Annotated in this window: 21 protein-coding genes, 1 tRNA gene and 1 other RNA gene; 15 read left to right on the forward strand and 8 right to left on the reverse strand. The window is 74.1% G+C overall.

Going from position 1 to position 23,000, the window contains the following annotated elements; genetic code table 11:
* Window positions 1-141: 141 nt before the first annotated feature.
* On the forward strand, window positions 142-1,044 hold the full coding sequence (locus ACFPK1_RS14805; protein WP_378021699.1) for a hypothetical protein: 903 nt from the start codon (window positions 142-144) through the stop codon (window positions 1,042-1,044).
* An 84-nt stretch (window positions 1,045-1,128) separates the two neighbouring features.
* On the opposite strand, the gene ACFPK1_RS14810 is transcribed toward ACFPK1_RS14805, so the two are convergent.
* Window positions 1,129-1,213: transfer RNA gene (locus ACFPK1_RS14810), tRNA-Ser, on the reverse strand.
* 86 nt (window positions 1,214-1,299) lie between these two features.
* On the opposite strand from ACFPK1_RS14810, the gene ffs reads away from it, so the two are divergent.
* Both ffs and ACFPK1_RS14820 read left to right on the forward strand, forming a co-directional pair.
* Window positions 1,300-1,394: signal recognition particle sRNA small type (gene ffs / locus ACFPK1_RS14815), an RNA gene on the forward strand.
* Between the two features lie 49 nt (window positions 1,395-1,443).
* Complete coding sequence (locus ACFPK1_RS14820; protein WP_378021700.1) at window positions 1,444-3,582, forward strand: DNA polymerase III subunit gamma and tau; 2,139 nt, start codon at window positions 1,444-1,446, stop codon at window positions 3,580-3,582.
* On the opposite strand, the gene ACFPK1_RS14825 is transcribed toward ACFPK1_RS14820, so the two are convergent.
* From ACFPK1_RS14825 to ACFPK1_RS14835, 3 genes are all read right to left on the reverse strand, one after another.
* A complete protein-coding gene (locus ACFPK1_RS14825) occupies window positions 3,579-4,418 on the reverse strand; it encodes a hypothetical protein (protein WP_378021701.1) in 840 nt (279 codons plus the stop codon). The two genes, ACFPK1_RS14820 and ACFPK1_RS14825, sit on opposite strands and share 4 nt — an antisense overlap.
* Window positions 4,419-4,420: 2 nt before the next feature.
* On the reverse strand, window positions 4,421-5,533 hold the full coding sequence (locus ACFPK1_RS14830; RefSeq protein WP_378021702.1) for an MGDG synthase family glycosyltransferase: 1,113 nt from the start codon (window positions 5,531-5,533) through the stop codon (window positions 4,421-4,423).
* 89 nt (window positions 5,534-5,622) lie between these two features.
* Window positions 5,623-7,434 (reverse strand): S9 family peptidase, encoded by a 1,812-nt coding sequence (locus tag ACFPK1_RS14835; RefSeq protein WP_378021703.1) that lies wholly within the window; start codon window positions 7,432-7,434, stop codon window positions 5,623-5,625.
* A 98-nt stretch (window positions 7,435-7,532) separates the two neighbouring features.
* Here ACFPK1_RS14835 and ACFPK1_RS14840 point away from each other — a divergent pair, with 98 nt between their 5' ends.
* Both ACFPK1_RS14840 and recR read left to right on the forward strand, forming a co-directional pair.
* Complete coding sequence (locus ACFPK1_RS14840) at window positions 7,533-7,853, forward strand: YbaB/EbfC family nucleoid-associated protein (protein ID WP_337704887.1); 321 nt, start codon at window positions 7,533-7,535, stop codon at window positions 7,851-7,853.
* A 6-nt stretch (window positions 7,854-7,859) separates the two neighbouring features.
* Window positions 7,860-8,468, forward strand: coding sequence for a recombination mediator RecR (gene recR, locus ACFPK1_RS14845; protein WP_378021704.1), 609 nt, complete (start codon window positions 7,860-7,862; stop codon window positions 8,466-8,468).
* A gap of 4 nt (window positions 8,469-8,472) precedes the next feature.
* Here the strand turns inward: recR and ACFPK1_RS14850 are convergent, their stop codons facing one another.
* Entirely contained in the window at window positions 8,473-8,661 is a 189-nt protein-coding gene (locus tag ACFPK1_RS14850) for a hypothetical protein (RefSeq protein ID WP_378021705.1), read from the reverse strand.
* Between the two features lie 257 nt (window positions 8,662-8,918).
* Between ACFPK1_RS14850 and ACFPK1_RS14855 the strand changes: the two genes are divergently transcribed.
* Window positions 8,919-9,788: a helix-turn-helix domain-containing protein gene (locus ACFPK1_RS14855; protein ID WP_378021706.1), complete on the forward strand. Its 870-nt coding sequence runs from the start codon at window positions 8,919-8,921 to the stop codon at window positions 9,786-9,788.
* A gap of 50 nt (window positions 9,789-9,838) precedes the next feature.
* Window positions 9,839-10,042, forward strand: coding sequence for a DUF397 domain-containing protein (locus ACFPK1_RS14860; protein ID WP_378021707.1), 204 nt, complete (start codon window positions 9,839-9,841; stop codon window positions 10,040-10,042).
* A 140-nt stretch (window positions 10,043-10,182) separates the two neighbouring features.
* Here the strand turns inward: ACFPK1_RS14860 and leuA are convergent, their stop codons facing one another.
* Window positions 10,183-11,994 carry a 2-isopropylmalate synthase gene (gene leuA, locus ACFPK1_RS14865; protein WP_378021708.1) on the reverse strand — a complete coding sequence of 604 codons (1,812 nt, stop codon included), beginning with the start codon at window positions 11,992-11,994 and terminating at the stop codon, window positions 10,183-10,185.
* Window positions 11,995-12,298: 304 nt separating this feature from the next.
* On the opposite strand from leuA, the gene ACFPK1_RS14870 reads away from it, so the two are divergent.
* From ACFPK1_RS14870 to ACFPK1_RS14895, 6 genes are all read left to right on the forward strand, one after another.
* The gene (locus tag ACFPK1_RS14870) at window positions 12,299-12,658 is read left to right on the forward strand and encodes a hypothetical protein (protein WP_378021709.1); all 360 of its coding nucleotides are present in this window, start codon (window positions 12,299-12,301) and stop codon (window positions 12,656-12,658) included.
* A gap of 102 nt (window positions 12,659-12,760) precedes the next feature.
* Entirely contained in the window at window positions 12,761-14,026 is a 1,266-nt protein-coding gene (locus ACFPK1_RS14875; protein WP_378021710.1) for an aspartate kinase, read from the forward strand.
* Window positions 14,027-14,028: 2 nt separating this feature from the next.
* Entirely contained in the window at window positions 14,029-15,081 is a 1,053-nt protein-coding gene (locus ACFPK1_RS14880; RefSeq protein WP_378021711.1) for an aspartate-semialdehyde dehydrogenase, read from the forward strand.
* A 166-nt stretch (window positions 15,082-15,247) separates the two neighbouring features.
* Window positions 15,248-15,712, forward strand: coding sequence for a Fur family transcriptional regulator (locus ACFPK1_RS14885; RefSeq protein ID WP_378021925.1), 465 nt, complete (start codon window positions 15,248-15,250; stop codon window positions 15,710-15,712).
* 9 nt (window positions 15,713-15,721) lie between these two features.
* Window positions 15,722-17,206 carry a catalase gene (locus ACFPK1_RS14890; RefSeq protein WP_378021712.1) on the forward strand — a complete coding sequence of 495 codons (1,485 nt, stop codon included), beginning with the start codon at window positions 15,722-15,724 and terminating at the stop codon, window positions 17,204-17,206.
* 132 nt (window positions 17,207-17,338) lie between these two features.
* Window positions 17,339-17,818, forward strand: coding sequence for a Dps family protein (locus ACFPK1_RS14895; protein WP_378021713.1), 480 nt, complete (start codon window positions 17,339-17,341; stop codon window positions 17,816-17,818).
* Window positions 17,819-17,984: 166 nt separating this feature from the next.
* On the opposite strand, the gene ACFPK1_RS14900 is transcribed toward ACFPK1_RS14895, so the two are convergent.
* Entirely contained in the window at window positions 17,985-19,838 is a 1,854-nt protein-coding gene (locus ACFPK1_RS14900; protein ID WP_378021714.1) for a S9 family peptidase, read from the reverse strand.
* 79 nt (window positions 19,839-19,917) lie between these two features.
* On the opposite strand from ACFPK1_RS14900, the gene ACFPK1_RS14905 reads away from it, so the two are divergent.
* Together ACFPK1_RS14905 and ACFPK1_RS14910 are read left to right on the forward strand one after the other, a co-directional pair.
* Entirely contained in the window at window positions 19,918-20,742 is an 825-nt protein-coding gene (locus ACFPK1_RS14905; RefSeq protein ID WP_378021715.1) for an SAM-dependent methyltransferase, read from the forward strand.
* A 7-nt stretch (window positions 20,743-20,749) separates the two neighbouring features.
* Window positions 20,750-21,481: an enoyl-CoA hydratase gene (locus ACFPK1_RS14910; RefSeq protein WP_378021716.1), complete on the forward strand. Its 732-nt coding sequence runs from the start codon at window positions 20,750-20,752 to the stop codon at window positions 21,479-21,481.
* Between the two features lie 42 nt (window positions 21,482-21,523).
* Here ACFPK1_RS14910 and ACFPK1_RS14915 read toward each other — a convergent pair whose 3' ends face one another.
* Complete coding sequence (locus ACFPK1_RS14915; RefSeq protein ID WP_378021717.1) at window positions 21,524-22,975, reverse strand: HAD-IB family hydrolase; 1,452 nt, start codon at window positions 22,973-22,975, stop codon at window positions 21,524-21,526.
* Window positions 22,976-23,000: the final 25 nt, after the last annotated feature.

The following is a 23,000-nucleotide window of genomic DNA, read 5'->3' on the forward strand; positions in this document are numbered from 1 at the left end:
TGGGGCCCGCTGCGCCGATCGGCCTGACTCCGCGCCGATTCCGGCGCGTCCCGCGTGTCGGGCGGATCCCGCGGGCACCACCCGGCGTTCCGCCGTCTCGAACCCTGCGGGGCGGCACGAGCACGACGACGGGAGGGCGACATGGCCTCCGATCTCCACGGCGGGACCCCGCCGATGATCTCCGACGCGATCGCGGCCTGGTGCGACGACGTGTTCCGCATCTACGGCGAGGTGCTGGACTCCCAGCGCCGCCTCGTCGTCGCCCTGATCCGGTCGGCCGCGCCGGTGCTCGACGTGGGCGAGCGGGCCGGCGAGAAGGCCGCCGTGGGCGCCGAGCGCCTGTCCGCGACGGTGCAGGCGCGGCGCGAGCCCGCCCCCTCCGCCGAGGTCGAGCGGTCCGAGGTCGAGCGGTCCGGGGGCGACCAGGGCGACGTCCCGCGCATCCCCGACACCGACCTCGGGGGCGGCGTGGTCGCGAGTGCGGCGCTGACGGACGCCGCCGTGGGCGACACGGCGGTCGAGGACATCGGCCTCGAGGACGTCGGCCTCGCGGACACCGGTGCCGAGGACGTCGGCGTCGGCGCCGACGGCGAGGACATCGGGATCGGCGTCGGTGGCGAGGGCGTCGGTGTGGAGGGCGCCGCTGTCGAGCCGGTCGGCGGTGAGGTCGACGCGGGTGACGAGGAGATCGCCGACGTCCTCGACGGCGAGGAGCTGGAGGTCGTCGACGACCTCGACACCGACTCCGGGAACGCCGACTCCGGGAACGGCGACGACCGTCCTGACGAGCTCGTGGACGTCGCCGACGTCGAGGCCGAGCTCGGGGAGACCGACGAGCCCGTCCCGGCCGGCGGGGCCGAGGAGGGCGAGGAGGCCGGGGTGATCGACACCGTGACCGACACCGAGACCCCGGCGGAGCCCGCCCTCGACGCCCGCCCCGCCGGTTCGAAGGGCTCGAACGGGGCGCGGGCCTCGAAGAGCACGAACGGGTCGCCGCGACGCCGGAGCCCGGGCGCGAAGCGCAGGACCGGGTCGTCGGCCTGAGTGGCCCGCACAGACCGACGCCGGCCGGGCCCTCGCGGGTCCGGCCGGCGTCGGTGCTGACCAGTGCGGGCTGTTCAGCGGGTGCGGAGGATACGGGATTCGAACCCGTGAGGGTGTGAGCCCAACACGATTTCCAATCGTGCGCCTTAGGCCGCTCGGCCAATCCTCCGCGGGAGACGATACAGCGCCCCGCGGGGCCGGTCGGCGGTCGGGGCGGGGCGCTCGGCGCCGCGCGGGCCCTTCGTTACACTGGCGCACGGACCCCGCGCGGCGTCCATCCTGTGAACTCCCCCAGGGCCGGAAGGCAGCAAGGGTCAGCGGGCTCTGGCGGGTGCGCGGGGTCCCCTTTCATCTCTGGTCCCGTCTCTCGACGTCGGACCCTCCGCGTAGCCTCGGGCCGTGGCTCTGGCGCTGTACCGCAGGTATCGGCCGTCGACGTTCGCCGAGGTCGTCGGGCAGGAGCACGTCACCGATCCGCTGCGCACGGCCCTGCTGGCCGGGCGGATCAACCACGCCTACCTCTTCTCCGGGCCCCGCGGCTGCGGCAAGACGTCCAGCGCGCGCATCCTCGCCCGCTCGCTCAACTGCGTGCAGGGCCCGACGCCCGACCCCTGCGGTGTCTGCGACTCGTGCGTCGCCCTCGCGCCCAACGGCCCCGGCTCCCTCGACGTCACCGAGATGGACGCGGCGAGCCACGGCACCGTCGACGAGGCGCGCGACCTGCGCGACAAGGCGGCCTACGCCCCGGTCAGCTCCCGCTACCGCGTCTTCATCATCGACGAGGCGCACATGGTCACCACGGCGGCGTTCAACGCGCTGCTCAAGGTGGTCGAGGAGCCGCCCGAGCACCTCATCTTCATCTTCGCCACCACCGAGCCGGACAAGGTGCTCACCACCATCCGCTCGCGCACCCACCACTACCCGTTCCGCCTGCTGCCGCCGAGCACGCTGCGCGGGCTGCTCGAGCGCATCTGCACCGAGGAGGGCGTGACGGTCGAGCCGGCCGTCTACCCGCTGGTCGTCCGCGCCGGCGGGGGCTCGGCGCGCGACTCGCTCTCGGTGCTCGACCAGCTCCTCGCGGGCGCCGACGACGCGGGCGTCACCTACGCGCACGCCGTCGGTCTGCTCGGCGTCACCGACGTGGCGATCCTCGACGACGTCGTCGACGCGCTGGGGGCCCAGGACGGGCCGGCGGTGTTCGGCGCCGTCGACCGCCTCGTCGAGGCCGGGCACGACCCGCGGCGCTTCGCGGCCGACCTGCTGCAGCGCCTGCGCGACCTCATCCTCGTGCAGGCCGTCCCCGACGCGGGGGAGCGCGGTCTGGTCGACGTGCCCGCCGACGAGCTGGAGCGCATGGTCGACCAGGCCCAGCGCCTCGGCCCGGCGGCGCTCGCGCGGCACGCGGAGCTCGTGCACACCGCGCTCACCGAGATGCGCGGGGCCACCGCGCCGCGCCTGCTGCTCGAGCTGGTCTGCGCGCGCATGCTGCTGCCCGCGGCGTCGTCCGAGGACGCGGCCATGGTGCAGCGCCTCGAGGGCGTCGAGCGGCGGCTGGCGCTGGGTGCCGGCGGCGCACCGGCCGGCCCCGGGGCCGAGGGTGTCGACGAGCCGGCGCGCTTCACCCGCCCGTCGCAGCGCAGTGACGAAGCCGACGAGGCGCCGCCGGTCCGGACGACGCCGCGGGCCGGCGAGCTCGACGCCACCGTCGCCCCGCCCACCGACCGCCCGACGGCCACCGTCGCGAGCAGCGACGACCCGCCCCGCGACGTGCCGCGCGAGGCGCCGCGCGAGCCGCAGCGCGCCACGGCCCGTCCCGAGCCGCCGGCCCGCCCCCCGCAGCAGGAGGCCCCGCGGCAGGAGGCGCCGCGGCAGGAGGCGCCCCGGCCGGCGGCCCCGCAGCCCGCGGCCGCCGGAGCCGTGGACGCGGCGGGGCTGCGGCGGGTGTGGCCGGAGGTCATGAACCAGGTCCGCGAGCGCAACAAGCCCACCCACGCGCTGCTGCAGAACGCGACGGTGACGGCGGTCGAGGGCACCACGGTCACGCTCGGCATGCCGACGCCGCCGCTGGCGCGCCAGCTCTCCCAGCCCAACCGGGCCGACCACGTCGCCGCGGCGCTCGGGGCGGTGCTGTCGGGGCAGTGGCGGGTGGAGGCGGTCCACGGCACCGGGGGCGAGGGCTCCGGTGGCGGGCGCCCGGAGCCTCCGCCCCGGCAGCGTCCCGACCCCCCGCGCCGCCCGGAGCGCCCGCGCCAGGAGCCGCCGGCGCCGGACCGGCCGGCGGAGGCGCCGCGCGAGCAGGCCCGCGAGTCGGGGCCCCGCGAGATCCGCCGGCCGAGCCGTCCCGCGCCCGGGCCGTCGGACGTCCCCCCGCCGCCGGAGCCGCCGCCCGAGGACGGCGAGGTCACCGAGGAGGACATGTACAACGAGGCCGCCGCCGACCCGGGTGGCGCCGGCGGCGGGGTGCGCGTCGACCCCGAGGAGGCGGCGATGGAGCTGCTGACCTCGCAGCTCGGGGCCCGCCGGGTCGACGGCCGCTAGGTCCGCGCCGCGGCGTCCGCGGGCGCCGGGTCGAGCAGCCGCACCCCGACGACGGCGAGGCCCGCGGCCAGCACGATCCCGGTGGTGACCGGGGGGTCGAGGGCGAGGCGCTCGCCGAACCAGGCGGCGCCGAGGACCGTCGCGACGAGCGGGTCGGCGAGCAGGACGACCGTCACCACCGGGCCCGCGCGGCGGGCACGGGCGAGCGCCCGCTGGCTCGCGACGAACGCCGCGGGGCCGACCACCAGCAGCAGCGCCGCGGCCAGGGCGTGCTGCGGGTCGGCCAGCACGGCCCCGGGATCGCGGGCGAGCACGGCGAGCAGGGACGCGGCGAGCCCGTAGCCCGCCCCGTAGGCCAGCGCGAGGCCGAGCGCACCCGCCGGGCCGGGCCGCCGCGCCCACACCAGCCCGGCGACCGCGACCGCCCCGACACCCACCAGGCCGAGCAGGACCGGGGTGCTCGCGAGCTCGACCGTGCCCCCGGTGGTGACGGGCCCGAGCAGCACCACCACCAGCAGCGGGCCGAGCATCGCCAGCCCGGCGCCGGCCAGCGCCGCGCGTCCGGGCGGGCGGCGGGCGAGGAGGGACTCGCCGACCGTCGTCCACGCGACCGCGGTCGCGAGCAGCGCCTGCACGACGACCACCGCGCCCCCGGCCAGGGCCACGGCCTGCAGCGCGCTCGCGACGACCGAGGCGGCCGTCCCCGCGAGCCACCAGGGCCGGCGCAGGAGCCGCCGGTCCGCCGCGCCGCCGAGCTCGTGGGCGGCCCGCTGCTGGGCGACCACCGCCGCGCCGGCCGCGGCGGCCGAGGAGACGGCGAGCAGCTCGGCGAGCACGGCTACCCCGCCGCGGAGAGCGCCGGCCCGGGGAGCACGCCGGCGTGGCGGGCGACGACGGCCGAGGCGTCACGCTCCTCGGTCCACCACGGCCGCGGCGGGCGCCGGCGCCGCGGGCGCGCGCCGGCGCGGTCGATCGCGGCGACGAGCTCGTCGGGGCCGCGCAGCCAGGGCGCGATCCCGGCGTCGTCGAGCACGGCGGCGTTGGCGCGCCCGTGCCCGGGGATGGGGCGGTAGGTGACGGCGGGGAGCCCGGCGACCAGGGCCTCGGTGAACGACAGCCCGCCCGCGTTGTGCACGAGCACGTCGGCGGCCGCCATGAGCTCGGGCACGTCGTCGCGCCAGCCGAGCGCCACCACGCGCTCCCGGGCGGCGAGGCGGGCCCGCAGCCGGGCGTTGCGCCCGCACGCGACCACCGACCACGCCCGCGGGTGCCGCCCCAGCGCGTCGACGGCCTCCTCGACCTCGCCCATGCCCAGCGACCCCGAGACCAGCAGCGCCGTCGGGGCGTCCCCGGGCACGCCGAGCTCCCGGCGCACCCGCCCCCGGGTCGCCACCGGCATCGGGCGCGAGAACCGCGGCGCGCACAGCGGCCCGACGCTGCGCAGCGCGACGCCGTAGCGCGCGCCGTCCGCGGCCGTGGCGTCGGTGACCGTGAGGTGCTCGTCGAGCCCGGGGTGGCACCAGAGGCGGTGCGCGGCGGGGTCGGTGAGGAACGTCAGCGCCGGGACGCGCAGGCGCCCGCCGGCGCGCAGCGCACCCAGGGTCTGGCCGGCGAGCGGGTAGGTCGCGACGACCGCGTCGACGTCGCGCGCCGCCGCGAGGACGGGCTGCTCGGCGAGCGTGACCAGGCGCCGGGTGACGAGGCTGGCCGGCCGCCGGGGGTGCTCGAGGTCGGTGAAGATGCGCTCGAACAGCGCGGGGGCGTGGTGCACCGAGGGCGCGTAGAGGTCGCGCAGCGTCCGCCGGCCCCAGGCGGGGACCAGGCCGGTCCAGTCGAGGACGTGCGCGTCCGCGCCGCGGCGGTCGAGCCGTCGCACGAGCTCGCGGGCGGCGCCGTCGTGGCCCTGGCCGATCGCGGCGGACAGGACCAGGACGCGGGGTCGTCGAGACACCCCGACACCCCAGCCCAGCCGTCGGGTCGGGGGATGAACGCGCGGTGAGCAGCGGTGATGGAACGGATGGCGGGTCGCCCCGGCGCGCGTCAGCCCGCGAGCACCCGTCCCAGGAACGCGACCGCCCGCGGGTAGGCGTCGAGCCGGTTGACCCGCTTCGCCAGCCCGTGCCCCTCGTCGTCGTAGACCGCCATCTCGACCTCGACGCCGTTCGCGCGCACCGCCGCGGCGACCTGCTCGGCCTCGGAGAGCGGCACGCGCGGGTCGTTGGCGCCGTGGATGACGAACAGCGGCGCCCGCACGTCGCCGATGCGGTTCAGCGGCGACGCGCGCTCGAGGAAGTCGCGGTCGCGCTCGAGCGAGCCGTACTCCCGCTCGCGGTGGGCGCGGCGGTAGGGCGAGGTGTTCTCGAGGAACGTGACGAGCGAGGAGATGCCGACGATGTCGACGCCCGCGGCCCACAGCTCGGGCTGGAACGCGACGCCGGCCAGCACCATGTAGCCGCCGTACGACCCGCCCCACAGCGCGGCGCGCGCGGGGTCGAGACCGAGGCGGGGCAGGAAGGCGTGCAGGGCGGCGAGGTCGGCCACCGAGTCCAGCCGGCGCTCGACGTCGTCGAGGGAGTACCAGCGCTTCCCGTAGCCCACCGAGCCGCGGACGTTCGGCACGAGCACCGTGTGGCCGTCGCCGACGAGCGCCTGCACGATCGCCGAGAACGAGCGCACCGACTGCCCCTCCGGCCCGCCGTGCACGATCGTCACGCTCGACCCGGACGGCTCGCGCGGGCTGTAGACGAAGCAGGGCACGGTCTCGCCGTCGGGCGTGGGCACGCCGTGGCTGGTGGGGTCGACGAGCTCGAGGTCCGCCAGCGGCTCGCGCGACGAGGCCGCGACGGCGGCGCGCCCGCGCCCGGCGTCGACGATGAGGACGTCGGCCGGTGTCGCGGGGTCGGTCCAGGTGATCGTCAGGCCGGTGGAGTCCGGCGACCAGCGCGGCGCGGTGAGGAAGTCCGCGACCCCGCCGCGCAGCTCGGGCGGCAGCGCGACCGCGCGCAGGAACGTCCCGTCGACGTCGTGCACCGCGAGGCGGCTCGCGCCGTCGTCGTCGGTGACGACGAGCAGCAGGCGGCCGTCGGGCGACAGGCGGGCGGACACGTCGTGGGCGTCGTCGGTGACCAGCCAGGTCAGCGCCCCGGTGGCGACGTCGAGGCGCGCGACGCCGAGGTGGTCGCGGCCCGCGTCGGTGGTGATCACCGCCGCGTCCCCGGCGGGCAGCCACTCGGGCGCGAGGTGGCGGGCGTGCTCGGCGGCGTCGGTGAGCTCGGTGACCGTGTCGCCGGCGAGCAGCAGGACCTGCGAGCTCAGCGCCGGGACGCCGGGGCGGGTCATGAGCGCCCGGGAACCGTCGGGGGCGATCGCCGCGTTGCCGACCATGCCGCCGCCGTCGTAGAGGACGCGCTCGGTCCCGGCGTCGACGTCGCGGACGACGAGGTCGAAGTCGACGCCGTTGCGGCGGTTGGTCGCGTAGACGACGCGGCCGCCCTCGAGGACCTCGACGAGACCGTGGATGTGCTCGGGGTCGTGCACGAGCGGCGTCAGGCCGTCCTCGCCGACGGGCTCGCTGACCGCGTCGGGGTCGAGCAGCGAGAGCTGCGCGCGCTCGTTGCCGCCGGCGTCGTGGGAGACGACGACGCTGCGCCGGCCCGGGAGATAGCGCCCCGCGACCGCGCCGGGCAGGGCGGTCAGCGGGACCCGCGCCCCGTCGGGCCGCAGCTCGACGAGCTGGACGGACCCGGAGGCGTCGTGGCCGGCGAGGATCCGCCCCTCGGCGTCGACGTCGAAGGCGCGCCAGGTGGTCGCGTCGAGGAGGCGGTGCAGCAGGGTGTCGCGCGCGGTGGTCATCGCCGTGGAGCCTGCCTGGTCGCGGGGTGCGGCGGCGAGTGCGGCGGCGTGGTTACGCTGGTGACGTGCAACCCGGTCAGAACCCTGAAGGCATGGACATGGGCGCGCTGCTGCAGCAGGCGCAGGCGATGCAGGAGCAGCTGATGTCCGCCCAGGCGGAGCTGGCCGAGGCCGAGGTCACCGGCCAGGCGGGCAACGGCCTGGTCACCGTCACGCAGACCGCCGCCGGCGAGATCCGTTCGGTGAAGATCGACCCGAAGGTCGTCGACCCCGACGACGTCGAGACGCTGCAGGACCTCGTCGTCGGCGCGCTCGCCGACGCGGCCCAGGCGGCGGCCGACCTGCAGGCGGAGAAGATGGGCCCGCTCGCCGGCGGGCTCGGGGACATGGGCGGCGGGCTGGGCCTGCCCGGGCAGTAGTTCCCGGTGTTCGAGGGGCCGGTCCAGGACCTCATCGACGAGCTGGGCCGCCTGCCCGGCATCGGGCCGAAGAGCGCCCAGCGCATCGCGTTCCACCTCCTCGCCACCGAGGAGGCGGACGTGACCCGGCTGCAGGAGGCCCTGCAGAAGGTCAAGGTCGGCGTGGTGTTCTGCGAGGTCTGCGGCAACGTCTCCGAGCAGACCCGGTGCCGCATCTGCAGCGACGCCCGCCGCGACGCCGCGCTCGTGTGCGTCGTCGAGGAGCCCAAGGACGTCATGGCCGTGGAGCGCACCCGCGAGTTCCGCGGCCGCTACCACGTCCTGGGCGGGGCGCTCGATCCGCTCTCGGGCATCGGGCCCGACCAGCTGCGGGTCCGCGAGCTGCTCACCCGCATCGGTGGTGTCGGTGACGAGCCGGAGATCACCGAGGTCATCCTGGCCATGGACCCCAACACCGAGGGCGAGGCCACGGCCACCTACCTCGTGCGCCTGCTGCGCGACTTCCCGGGCCTGACCGTCACCAAGCTGGCGTCCGGCCTGCCCATGGGCGGCGACCTCGAGTTCGCCGACGAGCTCACGCTCGGCCGCGCCCTCGCGGGTCGCCGCGCCTTCTAGCTGGTCAGATCCGGAAGTCCCGGCCGCGCGCGGGCGTGCGGCCGGCGACGATCAGGTCCTTGTCGAGCGCCATCTCGGCGCGGTGGAGGCGGGCACTGCGACGTCGCGTCGCCTCGCGGTGCATCGAGATGCCCACGAGCACACCCACCACGAACAGGGTCCAGAAGACGACCACCGCGATGATGATCGTCATGGCGGTCATCGTCGACCGCCCCTCGTTGCCGTCATGATCAGTGCCTCCCGTCGAGTCGTGCGGTCCGTTGTGCGGGCCACGGCTCCGGCGTTCCGGCCGTGACATGAGAGTGCCCTGTGTCACTGCACGACACAAGTGTGTTCTGCAATTGCACGCAACGATTGCGTGACGACATGGCCGACCGGGGTCTACCGTGTGCACACCGAGACCGGCTGGGGGGAGCCGGCGCGCGTCCGCCCGACCCAGGAGGCGAACGGATGACCTGGTCGCCCGGCCCCGTGGTGACCCGACGTCGCCTCGGCGGCGAGCTCAAGCGTCTCCGCGAGGGCCTGAACTACAAGCTCGAGGACGTCGCCCGCAGCCTGGACTGCTCGCCGTCCAAGATCAGCCGTCTCGAGAACGGCAAGGGTGTCCCGCGCTGGCGCGACGTGCGGGACATGCTCGACGTCTACCGCGTGCCCGACGGCGAGGAGCGCGAGCGTCTCCTCGAGTGGGCGCGGACCGGCCGGGCCAGGACGTGGTGGTCCGACTACGCGGACGTCCTCGCTCCGGACATGGCGTTGTACGTCGAGTACGAGTGGGACGCGGCGCGGATCGACGCCTACGAGGCGCACATCGTCCACGGGCTCCTGCAGACCCGCGACTACGCCCGGGGTGCGCTGCGGTCCTTCTGGGGGCGGACCCTCGGTCCGACGCAGATCGAGCGCCTCGTCGAGGTGCGGATACGGCGGCAGGACGCGCTCAAGGAGGACCACGGGCTGACGTTCCGCTGCGTGCTCGACGAGTCGACGCTCTACCGCGTCGTCGACAGCGCCGACGTGCTGGCCGGCCAGGTCGAGCACCTCATCCGGATCGCCGAGGCCGAGCACGTCGACATCCGCGTGCTCCCGTTCAGCGCGGGTCTGGTGCCGGCGAGCCGGGAGTCGTTCTCGAAGCTGCAGTTCTCCGCGGGCATCGAGCACGGCCTGGTCTACGTCGAGCGCCCGATCGCCGGCGAGTTCCTCGCCGGTCGCGACGACATCGCGGTGCACGACACGCGGATGGCGGCGCTGGTCGAGGCCTCGTTGCCCGAGGACCAGTCCGTTCCCCTGATGAAGCGCGCCCTTCGGCGCATCGGCGACGCCTGATCGTGGGGTCGCTGCCGCGCCGCGGGAGGCCGCGCGCCAAGATGCGCGTCGTGACCGCCTCGCCACCGTCCGCCGACCCGTCCGTGCGCACCAGCAGCTTCTGCTCGGACGGTGCCTGTGTCGGCGTCGCGATCGAGGGCGACGCGGTGCGCGTCGTCGACACCAAGTCGTCCGCGGCGCTGCGGTTCACGCCCGCGGAGTGGGCGGCGTTCGTCGCCGGCGTCAAGGCCGGCGAGTTCGACCTGCCCCGCTGAAGCCGGTCGCGCCCCTCGTGGTCGCGGCCCCCGGTGGCGGGTCCCCCGCCCGATAGGGGATCCGCCACCGGTCCGGCGTGAGCACCCGCGAACCCGTGTCCCCGGGACACGGGTCGACGCGGCGAGACCGACGATCGTGCTCAGCGCATCGCGCGGTTGACCGCCGACACGACGGCCTTGAGCGACGCCGTGAGGATCGAGCCGTCGATCCCGATGCCCCAGACCTCGACGTCGCCCACCGCGGCCTCCACGTAAGCGGCCGCGCGGGCGTCGTCGCCGGCGGACATGGCGTGCTCGGCGTAGTCGAGGACCCGCACGTCGTAGCCCACCGACGCGAGCGCGTCGACGAACGCGGCGATCGGGCCGTTGCCGACGCCGGTGACCTCGTGCAGGTCGCCCTCGACCTTCAGCGTCGCGCTGAGCTCGGCCTTGCCGTCGTCGTGGGTCTGGACGCGCGAGCTGACCAGCTCGAGCGGGACGCGGCGCTGCAGGTACTCCTCGGTGAAGATGTCGTACATCTCCTTGGCGGAGACCTCGCCGCCCTCGGAGTCGGTGACCTCCTGGACGCGCCGCGAGAACTCGATCTGCAGGCGGCGGGGCAGGTCGAGCTGGTGCTCGGTCTTCATCAGGTAGGCGACGCCGCCCTTGCCCGACTGCGAGTTCACGCGGATGACGGCCTCGTACGTGCGGCCGACGTCCTTCGGGTCGATGGGCAGGTACGGGACCTCCCACGGGTGGTCGTCGACGGCGTGCCCGGCGGCGTCGGCGTCGACGGCCATCGCCTGCAGGCCCTTGTTGATCGCGTCCTGGTGCGAGCCGGAGAACGCGGTGAACACCAGGTCGCCGCCCCAGGGGTGGCGCTCGCCGACGGGCAGCTGGTTGCAGAACTCGACGGTGCGGCGGACCTCGTCGATGTCCGAGAAGTCGATCTGCGGGTCGATGCCCTGGCTGAACAGGTTCATGCCGAGGGTCACCAGGCAGACGTTGCCGGTGCGCTCGCCGTTGCCGAACAGGCAGCCCTCGACGCGGTCGGCGCCGGCCTGGACGCCGAGCTCGGCGGCGGCGACGCCGGTGCCCCGGTCGTTGTGCGGGTGCAGCGACAGGATGATCGAGTCGCGCCGGGCCAGGTTCCGGTGCATCCACTCGATGGAGTCGGCGTAGACGTTGGGCGTCGCCATCTCCACCGTGGCCGGCAGGTTGACGATCATCGGGCGCTCCGGGGTGGGCTCCCAGACGTCGCCGACCGCGTCGACGATCTCCTTGGCGTAGGAGAGCTCGGTGCCGGTGTAGGACTCCGGCGAGTACTGGAAGCGCCAGTCGGTGTCCGGGCGCTTCTCGGACTCCTCGCGCACCAGGCGGGCACCGTCCACGGCGATCTTCGTGATGCCGGCGCGGTCGGAGCGGAAGACCACGCGCCGCTGCAGGATCGAGGTCGAGTTGTAGAGGTGCACCACCGCGGAGTGGGCGCCCTCGAGCGACTCGAACGTGCGGGTGATCAGCTCGGGGCGCGCCTGCGTCAGCACCTGGATGCGGACGTCGGCGGGGACGGCGCCCTGCTCGATGATCTCGCGGACGAAGTCGAAGTCGGTCTGCGAGGCGGCGGGGAAGCCGACCTCGATCTCCTTGTAGCCCATGCGGACGAGCAGGTCGAACATGCGGCGCTTGCGGGCCGGGGACATCGGGTCGATCAGCGCCTGGTTGCCGTCGCGCAGGTCGACCGCACCCCACAGCGGCGCCTTGTCGATGACCTTCTCCGGCCACGTGCGGTCCGGCAGCGAGATCTTCTCGACCACGTCGGCGAACGGCTTGTAGCGGTGCACCGGCATCCGGCTCGGCCGCTGGGTGTTCCACGTCGCCTGGTCGGCGGGGATCTCGCCGTCGGGGTGGACGACGGTCGACCGGATGTCGGAGATGGGCTCGTCGTTGACGGGCGAGCCCGGGGTGATGCTCATGGGATGTCGCGCTCCTGCCTGCAGCACTGCGAGGGATGGCGACCGGCAGCGCGCATCACCCGCGGCGAGGGGCCGGTCTGTTCAGACCCCGCCGCGGCGGCGAAGGAGCAGTCCGGGGACTGCGTGCGCGCGAGACATCGGGGACCACGGTAGACCCGGGCGGCGCCGGCCCGGTACCCCGGGCGCCCGTCCGAGGGCCCGCCGACCTGCTGATCATGCCGCTGATCAGCCACGACGAACCGCTCGTGACACAGGTCGCAACCCTGGCTACCGACGAGTCACCTTGCGTGCCATCATGACCCGCATGGCGCAGGATGCGAGCACGGAGACCTCCGAACAGCGGCGTTCGCACACCGGAGAGGACCTGCGCGCGCTCACCCGTAAGGTCCTGACGGTTGCCGCCTCGGTGATCCGCATCCTGACCGTGCTCTTCGCGGCGATCCTGGTGATCCACGTGATCCTCGCCGTGGCCGGCGCCAACCCCGCCAACGGGATCACGATCTTCTTCAGCGATCTCGCGAACAACCTCACGCTCGGCATCGGCGACCTGTTCATCCCGGCCAGCGAGTCGCTGCGGATCATCCTCAACTTCGGCCTCGCGGCCGTCGTGTGGATCGTCATCGGGATCGTCGTGTCGAAGCTGCTCAACGCCCTCGCGCCGTAGGGACGCCACCCCGCCGGAGTGGGGTTGCTCCCACCCCGTGACGAGTCCCGCCTCGGATAGGGTCGGTGCGATTCACCGACCAGTTCGTGGAGGTCCGTCGCGGTGGCACTCGTCGTCCAGAAGTACGGCGGCTCGTCCGTCCAGGACGCGGAGCGGATCCGCCGGGTGGCCGAGCGGATCGTGCGCACCGGCAAGGACGGGCACGACGTCGTGGTCGTCGCCTCCGCCATGGGCGACACCACCGACGAGCTGACCGACCTCGCGCTCGCCGTGCACCCCAGCCCGCCGCCCCGCGAGCTGGACATGCTCCTGACGTCCGGTGAGCGCATCTCCAACGCCCTGCTCGCCATGGCGATCAACGCCCAGGGCGGGCGGGCGCGCTCGTTCACCGGGTCGCAGGCCGGCATGATCACCACCGGCAAGCACGGCGACGCGCGCATCGTCGACGTCACGCCCGGCCGCATCCACGCCGCCCTCGCCGAGGACCACATCGCGCTCGTCGCGGGGTTCCAGGGCGTCAGCGTGGACTCGAAGGAGATCACGACTCTCGGCCGCGGCGGCTCGGACACCACGGCGGTGGCCATGGCCGCCGCCATGAAGGCCGACGTCTGCGAGATCTACACCGACGTCGACGGCGTCTACTCGGCCGACCCGCGCATCGTCCCGGACGCGAAGCTGCTCGAGACCATCACCTACGAGGAGATGCTCGAGATGGCCGCGTGCGGGGCGAAGGTGCTGCACCTGCGCGCCGTCGAGTACGCGCGTCGCGAGAACGTGCCGCTGCGGGTGCGTTCGTCGTACAACGACAAGCCCGGCACGACGATCGTCGGGTCCATCGAGGAGCTCAGCGTGGAACAGGCGGTCCTCACCGGCGTCGCTCACGACCGGTCCGAGGCGAAGGTGACCGTGGTCGGGGTGCCCGACCAGCCCGGGTACGCGGCGCGCATCTTCCGCGCGATCGCAGACGTCGAGGTCAACATCGACATGGTGCTGCAGAACATCTCGCACCTGCAGACGGGCAAGACCGACGTGACCTTCACGCTGCCGGTCAAGGACGGTCCCCGGGCCGTCGAGGCGCTGAGCGCGATGCAGGGCGAGGTCGGCTTCGAGGACGTCCTCTACGACGAGCACGTCGGCAAGGTGACGCTGGTCGGCGCGGGCATGCGCAGCCACCCGGGCGTCACCGCCACCTTCTGCGAATGCCTCGCCGTCGCGGGGGTGAACATCGAGATGATGAACACCTCGGAGATCCGCATCTCCGCGCTGATCCGCGACACCCAGCTCGACGATGCCGTCCGGGCGCTCCACTCCGCCTTCGACCTCGGGGGCGACGAGGAGGCCGTGGTGCACGCAGGAACAGGACGCTAGGGATGACCACACTCGCCATCGTCGGAGCCACCGGTGCGGTCGGCTCCGTCATGATCGACATCATCGACGCGCGCGAGAGCGTGCCGTGGAGCGAGATCCGGCTCATCGCCTCGCCGCGGTCCGCCGGCAAGCGCCTGCGGGTGCGCGGCGAGGACATCGAGGTCGTCGCGCTCTCGCCGGAGGCGTTCGACGGCGTCGACATCGCGATGTTCGACGTCCCCGACGCGGTGAGCGCGCAGTGGGCGCCGGTCGCGGTGAGCAAGGGCGCGATCGCGGTCGACAACTCCGGCGCCTTCCGGATGGACCCCGAGGTGCCGCTGGTGGTGCCCGAGGTCAACGCCGACCAGGCCCACGAGCGCCCCAAGGGCATCGTGTCCAACCCGAACTGCACGACGCTGTCGATGATGGCGGCCCTCGGTGCCCTGCACCGCGCGTTCGGGCTGCGCGAGCTCGTGGTCGCGAGCTACCAGGCGGCGTCCGGTGCGGGCCAGGAGGGCATCGACCGCCTGCAGCAGGAGATCGCCGCCGTCGCCGGCAAGGGCGTCGGCCACCGGCGCGGGGACGTCGCGGAGGCCATCGCCTCGGCTGGTCTGCCGCCCGAGTCGCCGTTCAACGCCCCGCTCGCGCTCAACGTGGTGCCGTTCGCCGGCTCCATCCGTGACGGCGGCTGGACCTCCGAGGAGCTCAAGGTCCGCAACGAGTCGCGCAAGATCCTCGGGCTGCCCGACCTCAAGGTGTCGGCGACCTGCGTGCGCGTCCCGGTGGTCACCACCCACTCGCTGTCGGTCCACGCGACCTTCGACAGCGAGGTCGACGTGGCCACGGCCCACCAGGTGTTCGCGGCCCAGCCGTCGATCGTGCTGGTCGACGAGCCGGAGGCCAAGCGCTTCCCGACGCCCGCCGACGTCGTCGGCGAGGACCCGACGTACGTGGGCCGCGTCCGCCAGGCGCTGGACTTCCCGAACACCCTCGACTTCTTCGTGTGCGGCGACAACCTGCGCAAGGGCGCGGCGCTGAACACCTACGAGATCGCCGAGGAGCTCGTCCGGCGCTGACGTGACCCACCCGCGCTTTTCTTGACCCGTTCCAATCTCGGTGGCAACGTGGGTCGATATGACGCCACCGACCGGTTCCCGGGACGACGCGGACAGCCCCGCGGCCGTCCCCGAGGCCGGACCGGCCCCGGATCCGCGCCACCACGTCGCCGACCCGCGGGCCCGCCTGCGCGCCGCCGGCCTGCGGGTCACCGCGCCGCGCCAGGCGGTGCTCGGGGTCCTGGGCGAGTACCCGCACTCCACGGCCGAGGCCGTGGCGTCGTCGGTGCGCGCCCGGCTCGGGTCGGTGAGCACCCAGGCCGTCTACGACGTCCTCGCCGCGTGCGTGGACGCCGGCCTGGTGCGCCGGATCGAGCCGGCCGGCTCGGCGGCGCTGTACGAGACGCGGACCGGCGACAACCACCACCACGTGGTCTGCCGGTCCTGCGGCGCGACGGCCGACGTCGACTGCATCGTCGACCAGCGGCCGTGCCTGACCCCCTCCGACACCGGGGGCTTCGTCGTCGACGAGGCCGAGGTCGTCTTCTGGGGGACGTGCCCGACGTGTGTCGCGGCCGGAGCGGGTACCCATTCCCGTCGAGCTGTCCGCGGTGCCGTCGCGGTGCTGCACGAGAGCCAACCACCACGCTGAGAGGCGAACGTGACCACTACGAACCCCTCCTACGCCACCGATGACGCCGGGATCCCGGCGCCGAGCCACGAGTTCTCCGCCACGGTCGGGACCGACGGGCCCCTGGTCCTCCAGGACCACTACCTGATCGAGCAGATGGCGAACTTCAACCGGGAGCGGATCCCCGAGCGCCAGCCGCACGCCAAGGGCAGCGGCGCGTTCGCGAAGTTCGAGGTCACGCAGGACGTCACCGCCTACACCAAGGCCGCCGTGTTCCAGCCCGGCGAGGTCACCGAGGGCATCATCCGGTTCTCGACCGTCGCCGGCGAGCGCGGCAGCCCCGACACCTGGCGCGACCCCCGCGGCTTCGCCCTGAAGCTGTGGACCCGCGAGGGCAACTGGGACATGGTCGGCAACAACACGCCGGTCTTCTTCATCCGCGACCCCATGAAGTTCCAGAACTTCATCCGGTCGCAGAAGCGCCTGGCCCGCAACGGCCTGCGCGACCACGACATGCAGTGGGACTTCTGGACGCTGTCGCCGGAGTCGAAGCACCAGGTCACGTGGCTCATGGGCGACCGGGGCATCCCCAAGGACTGGCGCCACATGAACGGCTACTCGAGTCACACCTACATGTGGATCAACGCCGCCGGCGAGGAGTTCTGGGTCAAGTACCACTTCAAGTCGGACCAGGGCGTCGAGTGCCTGACCGAGGAGGAGGCGGGCCGCCTCGCCGGTGAGGACGCCGACTACCACCAGCGCGACCTCTACGAGGCCATCGAGCGCGGGGAGTTCCCGAGCTGGACCCTCCACGTGCAGATCATGCCGTTCGAGGACGCCAAGACCTACCGGTTCAACCCGTTCGACCTGACCAAGGTGTGGCCGCACAGCGACTACCCCCTGCAGGAGGTCGGGAAGCTGACGCTGAACCGGAACCCGGAGGACTACCACACGGAGATCGAGCAGGTCGCGTTCGAGCCGAACAACCAGCCCCCGGGGCTGGCGCTGTCGCCGGACAAGATGCTGCTGGCCCGCGGGTTCTCCTACGCGGACGCGCACCGCGCCCGCCTCGGGGTCAACTACAAGCAGATCCCGGTCAACGCGCCGCAGGGCACCGAGGCCCACTCCTACACGGTCGCCGGCGCGATGCGCGTGCAGAACGTCAAGGACCCGGTCTACGCGCCCAACACCAAGGGCGGCGCGCAGACCACCGAGACGATCCAGCCGCCGACCTGGTACTCCGACGGCCAGATCCAGCGCGCGGCCTACGTGCCGCACGCCGAGGACACCGACGAGGTCCAGGCCCGCACGATGATGCTCGAGGTCTGGGACGACGCCCAGCGCGACCGCTTCGTCGAGAACGTCTCGGGCCACCTCGCCAAGAACGTCGGCGACGACGTGCTCGCCCGCGCGTTCGACTACTGGAAGTCGATCGACGAGGGCATGGGCCAGCGCGTCGAGGACCGCGTCCGTGAGCTCACGGGCAAGCAGGAGAAGGTGCTCAGCCAGAGCTGACGCCCAGCCCAGCCTCACCTCACGCGGCCCGTCTCACACCACGAGACGGGCCGCGTGGTGGTGATCGGGCCGATCGAGGGGCATCCTAGATTGGAACCGTTCCAAACAACGGTAGCGAAGGAGCTGTACGGCATGGCCACCACCACACCCATCACCAGCCCGCTCTCCGACGACGCCCAGCAGACCGTCGGCACGGTGCTCCAGGACTCGCTCGTCGACTACGTCGACCTGTCGCTGACCGCCAAGCAGTGGCACTGGAACGTCGTCGGCACCAACTTCCGCGAGGCGCACCTGCACCTCGACGAGCTCGTCGACCTCGCGCGCACCTACGCCGACGAGGTCGCCGAGCGCGCCGCCGCCCTGGGCGTCTCGCCCGACGGGCGCGCCGAGACCGTCGCCAAGAGCAGCGGCCTGCCCACCACCGACGAGGGGTGGCGCAAGGTCGAGGACGTCAACCAGGCCGTCGTCGCGACCCTGGCGACGCTCATCGCGCGCATGCGCGAGCGCATCGCGGCCACCGACGAGCCGGACCCGGTCACCCAGGACCTGCTCATCGCCCACACGGCCAAGCTCGAGGAGGCCCACTGGATGTGGCAGGCCAAGACGGCCTGAGCCACGTGCGGGGTCACCTGATCTGAGCGAAGGGCCCCTTCGGCCGAGTAGATCGACCGAAGGGGCCCTTCGCTCGTCCGGGGCCGCGCGCCACCGTTCCGGCGAAGGGTGACCCTCGCCCGCCTATCCGAGCGAAGGTGCCCTTCGCTCGGATCCAGGCGCGCGCTCAGGCCGGCACGGGCAGGCCGAGGGCCTCGCGGGCGAAGGCGATCTCGGCGACCGTGTGCGCGAGGGTCTCGGCGACGACCAGCGAGCCGTGCCCCGCGTCGTAGCGCACCATCGCGTACGGCACCTCGCGCTCGGCGAGCGCGTCGAGGTAGTTGTCGATCTGGCGGATGGGGCAGCGCGGGTCGTTCTCGCCCGCCAGCACGAGCACCGGCGCGCGGACCGCGTCGACCCAGGTCAGCGGCGACGCCTCCCGGTAGCGCTCGGGCACCTCGTCCGGCGAGCCCCCGAACAGCGAGCGGTCGAACGCGCGCAGCGGCTCCATCTCGTCGGAGTACGCCGCGAGGTAGTCGGCGACGGGCACGCCCGCGCACCCGACCGCCCAGCGCTCGGGCTGGCGGCCCAGGCCCAGCAGCGTCAGGTACCCGCCCCACGACCAGCCCTCGAGCACGCAGGCGGCGGGGTCGGCGAGCCCCGTGGACACGGCCCAGTCGTGCACGGCCGCGATGTCCTCGAGCTCCGTGGTGCCGGGGCGCCCCTCGATCGCGTCGCGCCACGCCGACCCGTAGCCCGACGAGCCGCGGTAGTTCACGTGCACCACCGCGAAGCCGGCGTCGACCCACACCGCGCGCACCGGCGACCAGCGGTCCTCGTCCGCCGCCTGGGGCCCGCCGTGGATCATGAAGACGGTCGGGACCGGGCCCGTGGTGCCCTCCGGGCGGGTCCACAGGGCGTGCACCGCCCCGGCCGGCCCGTCGACCCAGGCGTCCTCGAGCGCCACCGACGGCGCGGGCCGGTCGCCGGGCGGGGCGAGCAGCTCGGTGTCGGTCCCGTCGGGGTGCAGCGCGCGGACCGACGAGGGGTACGCCGCCGACGACCACCCGTACTCCACGGTGCCGTCGGGGCGCACGTCCGCGCCGCCGACCGAGCCGGCCGCGGTGGGGAGGTCGGTGAGCTCGCCGGTCGCGAAGTCGTGGCGGTGCAGCGTCGTGCGTCCCGCGCGGGTGTGGGCGACGAGCAGGGCGGAGGCGTCGGGGTAGAAGCCGGCGGTGAGGTCGCCGGGCAGGTCGATGTCCACCTCGGTCTCGGTGTCGGTGGCGAGGTCCCAGATCAGCAGCTCGTCGCGGCCGCGGCGCTCGTGGGCGACCAGCAGGCGCTGGTCACCCTCGACCGGCGCGAACTCGAGGGGGTCGAGGCCCTTGCCTTCGCCGTCGTGGCGCTCGCCCACGGTCGCCCCGTCGGCGAGACGCAGCACCCGGATCGCGGGGTGGCGCGAGTCGCCGTGCTCGGCGTGCGAGATCGCCAGCAGCGTCTCGTCCCGTGAGAGCGCGCCGATCCCGGCGTCCTCGGTGTGGGTGTAGACGACGCGCGCAGCCCCGCCGTCCTCGCTCACCGCGAGCGTCGACCCGTCGTCGGTCGACCAGCCGACGGCGACGGTGCGCCGCCCGAGCTCGAGCCCCGCGGGATAGCCCGGCGCCGCCCCGTCGATCGCCGGCGCCGCGCTGCCGCCCTCGAAGGGCTCGGAGACCCACACCCCGAACTCGTCGCCGTCGGTGTCGTCGAACCACCAGATCGCGGTGCCGTCGGTGCTCGCGGCGCCGCCGCGGGTGCCCTGCGGGCGGTCGGTGACGCGCCGGTGGGTGTCGCTGCCGCGGTCCCAGGCGTAGATCTCCCAGGTCCCCGTGGCGTTCGACGAGTAGACGCTGCGGTCCGGGGCGTCGCGGGCCCAGTCGGGCACCGACACCCGCGCCGCGGTGAAGCGGCCCCGCCACCGCGCCTCGGCCGCGGGGTCGGCGAACAGGGCGTCGGGGATCTCCGGGGCCGGGTCCGAGCGGCGCGGCGAGGTCGGGGTCATGCCCGGATCCTGCCCTCCGGGGTGCCGGAACGGCGGTGCGGAGGGGTCGTGGGCGAGGATGGTCACGGGGGGAGGGACCGTGAACGATGTGGATCCCGCCGAGGAGATCGGCGAGGACGACGAGGAGACGCCGCCGAACATGGCGCGCGTGTTCGACATGTACCTCGGCGGCAGCGAGCACCTCGAGGTCGACCGGGAGTTCGCCGTCGAGGTCGACGCGGTCCTGCCGGGGATGGGCGCGCTGTGCCGCGGCCACCGGCGGTTCTCCGCGGCCGTCGTCGACCACTGGTGCGCCGAGGGCATCGACCAGTTCCTGGAGCTGGGCTCCGGCCTGCCCACCGTGGACCACGTGCACACCCGGGCCCGTCGCGTGCACCCCCGTGCCCGCGTCGCGTACGTCGACCGGGACCGGCGCACCGTCGCCCACGCGCGTCGCCTGCTCGCCGGCGAGGACGGCGTGGCGGTCCTGCACGCCGACGCCGGGGACGCGGCCGCCGTGCTCGCCGCGCCCGAGGTCCGCGACGTCCTGGACCTCGCCCGCCCGGTCGGCGTGCTCGCCGTCGGCGTCCTGCACTACGTGCACGACGACGCGGCGGCCGTCGAGGCGGTGCGCACCTACGCCGCGGCGCTCGCCCCCGGCAGCGGCCTGGCCGTCTCGCACCTGACGTCGGCGGCGCGCCCGGACCTCCACGCCTGGGCGACGATGAACCACGGCGGCTGGAGCTACGCGCCGCGGCTGCGCGACCCCGAGGACATGGCCCCGTGGCTCGACGGGTTCGCCCTCGTGGGGCCGGGCTGGGGCTCGGCGCCCGACTGGCGGGCCGACGGCACGGTCCCGGGGGCGGACGTCACAGGCAGCGGGCTGTGGGGAGTGGTCGCGCGGCGGACGTCCGCCCGGGGATGATCCCGGGGTGATCGGCACCCATCGCCACGAGGCCGCGGTCCACGAGATCCGTCTCGACCGCACCGAGCGTCGCAACGCCCTCGACACCGCGCACTGCCGCGACCTGCACGCCGCCGTCGACGCCGCCGTCGCCGACGGGGCGCGGGCGCTCGTGCTGACCGCCGAGGGCACCGCGTTCTGCTCCGGCGCCGACCTCGACACCGTCGGCGACGACGACTTCCTCGCCGCGCTCTACGGCATGCTGCACCGGCTCGTGGAGCTCCCGGTGCCGGTGATCGCCGCGGTGCACGGCCCGGCGATCGGCGCCGGCACCCAGCTCGCGCTCGCCGCCGACCTGCGCGTCGTCGACACCCCCGGCGTGTTCGGGCTGCCGACCGCCGCGCTCGGACTCGCCGTCGACCCCTGGACGATCCGCCGCCTCGCCCTCGTCGCGGGCGGCGGCGCGGCCCGGCGGATGCTGCTCGCCTGCGAGCGCCTCGACCACGGCGCCGCCCGCGCGGCCGGGCTCGTCGACCGCGTCGGCGACCGCGACACCGCGCTGGCCTGGGCGACCGAGATCGCGGCGCTCGCCCCGCTGACGCTGGCCTACAACAAGCTCGCCGTCGCCCGCCTGCTCGAGGACGCGCCGGTGCCCGACGAGGTCGCCGCGGGCTTCGACGCGTGCTGGGCGAGCGAGGACCTCCAGGAGGGCCGGCGGGCGCGGGAGGAGAAGCGGGCGCCGGTGTTCCGCGGTGCCTGACGGCATGTGAGCACGATGAAGTGCTGGAGCACTTCATCGTGCTCACATGGCAGAGCCACCCGGCCAGTGCGCCAGCGTGTGGATGTACTGCTGGCGCACGCCCTCGATGCGCTCGTCGAGGTCCTCGCGCGACCAGTCCGACACGTCGATCGGCGGCAGCACGGCCACCTGCACGACACCCGGGTGGATGATCATCGCGTTGCGGCTCATCAGCTCGCCGGTGTTGCGGAACACCAGCGGGACGATCGGCACGCCCGCCTGCATGGCCAGGTGGAACGCGCCCTTCTTGAACTTGCCGGGCGTCGGGGTGGGCGAGCGGGTGCCCTCGGGCGCGATGACGATCGAGGTCCCGGCGCGCAGGCGCTCCACCGCAGGCTCGAGGGCCTTGCGAGCCTGGGCGTTGTCGGCGCGATCGATGAACGCCGTCTCGAGCAGGCGCATGAGCCCGCCGAACAGCGGGTCGTTGGCGAGCTCCTTCTTCGCCACCGGGGCGAAGTTGCCGCGCAGCAGCCCGCCGAGCACCAGCACGTCGAGCTGGCTCTGGTGGTTGAACAGGAAGACCGCCGGCTGGGCCTCCCAGATGTGGCGGGCGCCGTGCACGTCGAGCGAGACCCCGCTGGCCATGAGCGACAGGTCGCCCCCGAGCCCGATGCCGAGGTTCAGCCCGGCGCGCCGCGAGCCGCCCAGCAGCCCGAGCCCGAGGCCGGTGGCGAAGCCGCCCATCATCCCCGCGAAGGTCGCCGCGGTGCGGGCGATCTCGACGGGCGTCGTCCACGGCCGCCCGGTGAAGTCCAGCGCCGGCCAGCCCCGCTCGGCGGCGGCGCGGCGCAGCCCGGCGGACGGGTTGACCGCGGCCGGGTGGGCGACGGTGGCCAGGAACGGCACGTCCTCGCCCCCGTTGGAGTAGGCGAAGCTCGCGTCGAGGTCGACGCCGTGCGCGGCGGCGAACTCCTTGACTGCGGCGGCCTTGCCCTCGCCGTACGGGGAGCGGCCGTCGGGGCGCCCGGTGAGCGTGCCGTCCTCGCCGACCTCGACCGCGGTGTAGATCGTGTGGTCGACGCCGAGCGCCTTCGCGGCCGGCTCGACCTGGAAGCGCGTCGCCGAGCTGGCCAGCACGACCGTGTGGCCCTTCTCCAGGTGCGCCCGGATCAGGCGCCAGGACTCGGGGTAGACGCTCGGGCCGATCTCGTCGCGGAAGAGCTGGTTGCCGATCTTCTCGAGCTCCTCGGGCGTGCGGCCCGCCCAGGTCCGCAGCGTGATGCCGAGGAACTTGCGGAAGTCCTCCTCGCCGTGGAGGCCCTGCCAGCCGCTGGCCAGCGTCTCGAGCGTCGTGCGGGGGTGCAGGTCGAGGTGCCTGACGTGGTGGCGCATGAACGCGGTGACCGAGTAACCGGCGATCACCGTGCCGTCGAAGTCGAAGAACGCGCCCACCTCGGGGCCGTCGGGCGCGGCCTCCACCGCGTCCATCAGGCCCTGCACGGTGGCTTCATCCATGGTCCGGCTCCGCTCCGCTTCGCGT

It is taken from the genome of Actinomycetospora rhizophila, from assembly GCF_042657905.1.
Classification (GTDB): domain Bacteria; phylum Actinomycetota; class Actinomycetes; order Mycobacteriales; family Pseudonocardiaceae; genus Actinomycetospora; species Actinomycetospora rhizophila.

Coding starts and splice junctions, on each gene's coding strand:
- ACFPK1_RS14880 (WP_378021711.1), top strand. CDS start 14,029: ATGACCACACTCGCCATCGTCGGAGCCACCGGTGCGGTCGGCTCCGTC.
- ACFPK1_RS14840 (WP_337704887.1), top strand. CDS start 7,533: ATGGGCGCGCTGCTGCAGCAGGCGCAGGCGATGCAGGAGCAGCTGATG.
- ACFPK1_RS14835 (WP_378021703.1), bottom strand. CDS start 7,434: ATGACCACCGCGCGCGACACCCTGCTGCACCGCCTCCTCGACGCGACC.
- ACFPK1_RS14915 (WP_378021717.1), bottom strand. CDS start 22,975: ATGGATGAAGCCACCGTGCAGGGCCTGATGGACGCGGTGGAGGCCGCG.
- ACFPK1_RS14805 (WP_378021699.1), top strand. CDS start 142: ATGGCCTCCGATCTCCACGGCGGGACCCCGCCGATGATCTCCGACGCG.
- ACFPK1_RS14850 (WP_378021705.1), bottom strand. CDS start 8,661: ATGACGATCATCATCGCGGTGGTCGTCTTCTGGACCCTGTTCGTGGTG.
- ACFPK1_RS14855 (WP_378021706.1), top strand. CDS start 8,919: ATGACCTGGTCGCCCGGCCCCGTGGTGACCCGACGTCGCCTCGGCGGC.
- ACFPK1_RS14895 (WP_378021713.1), top strand. CDS start 17,339: ATGGCCACCACCACACCCATCACCAGCCCGCTCTCCGACGACGCCCAG.
- ACFPK1_RS14870 (WP_378021709.1), top strand. CDS start 12,299: ATGGCGCAGGATGCGAGCACGGAGACCTCCGAACAGCGGCGTTCGCAC.
- leuA (WP_378021708.1), bottom strand. CDS start 11,994: ATGAGCATCACCCCGGGCTCGCCCGTCAACGACGAGCCCATCTCCGAC.
- ACFPK1_RS14900 (WP_378021714.1), bottom strand. CDS start 19,838: ATGACCCCGACCTCGCCGCGCCGCTCGGACCCGGCCCCGGAGATCCCC.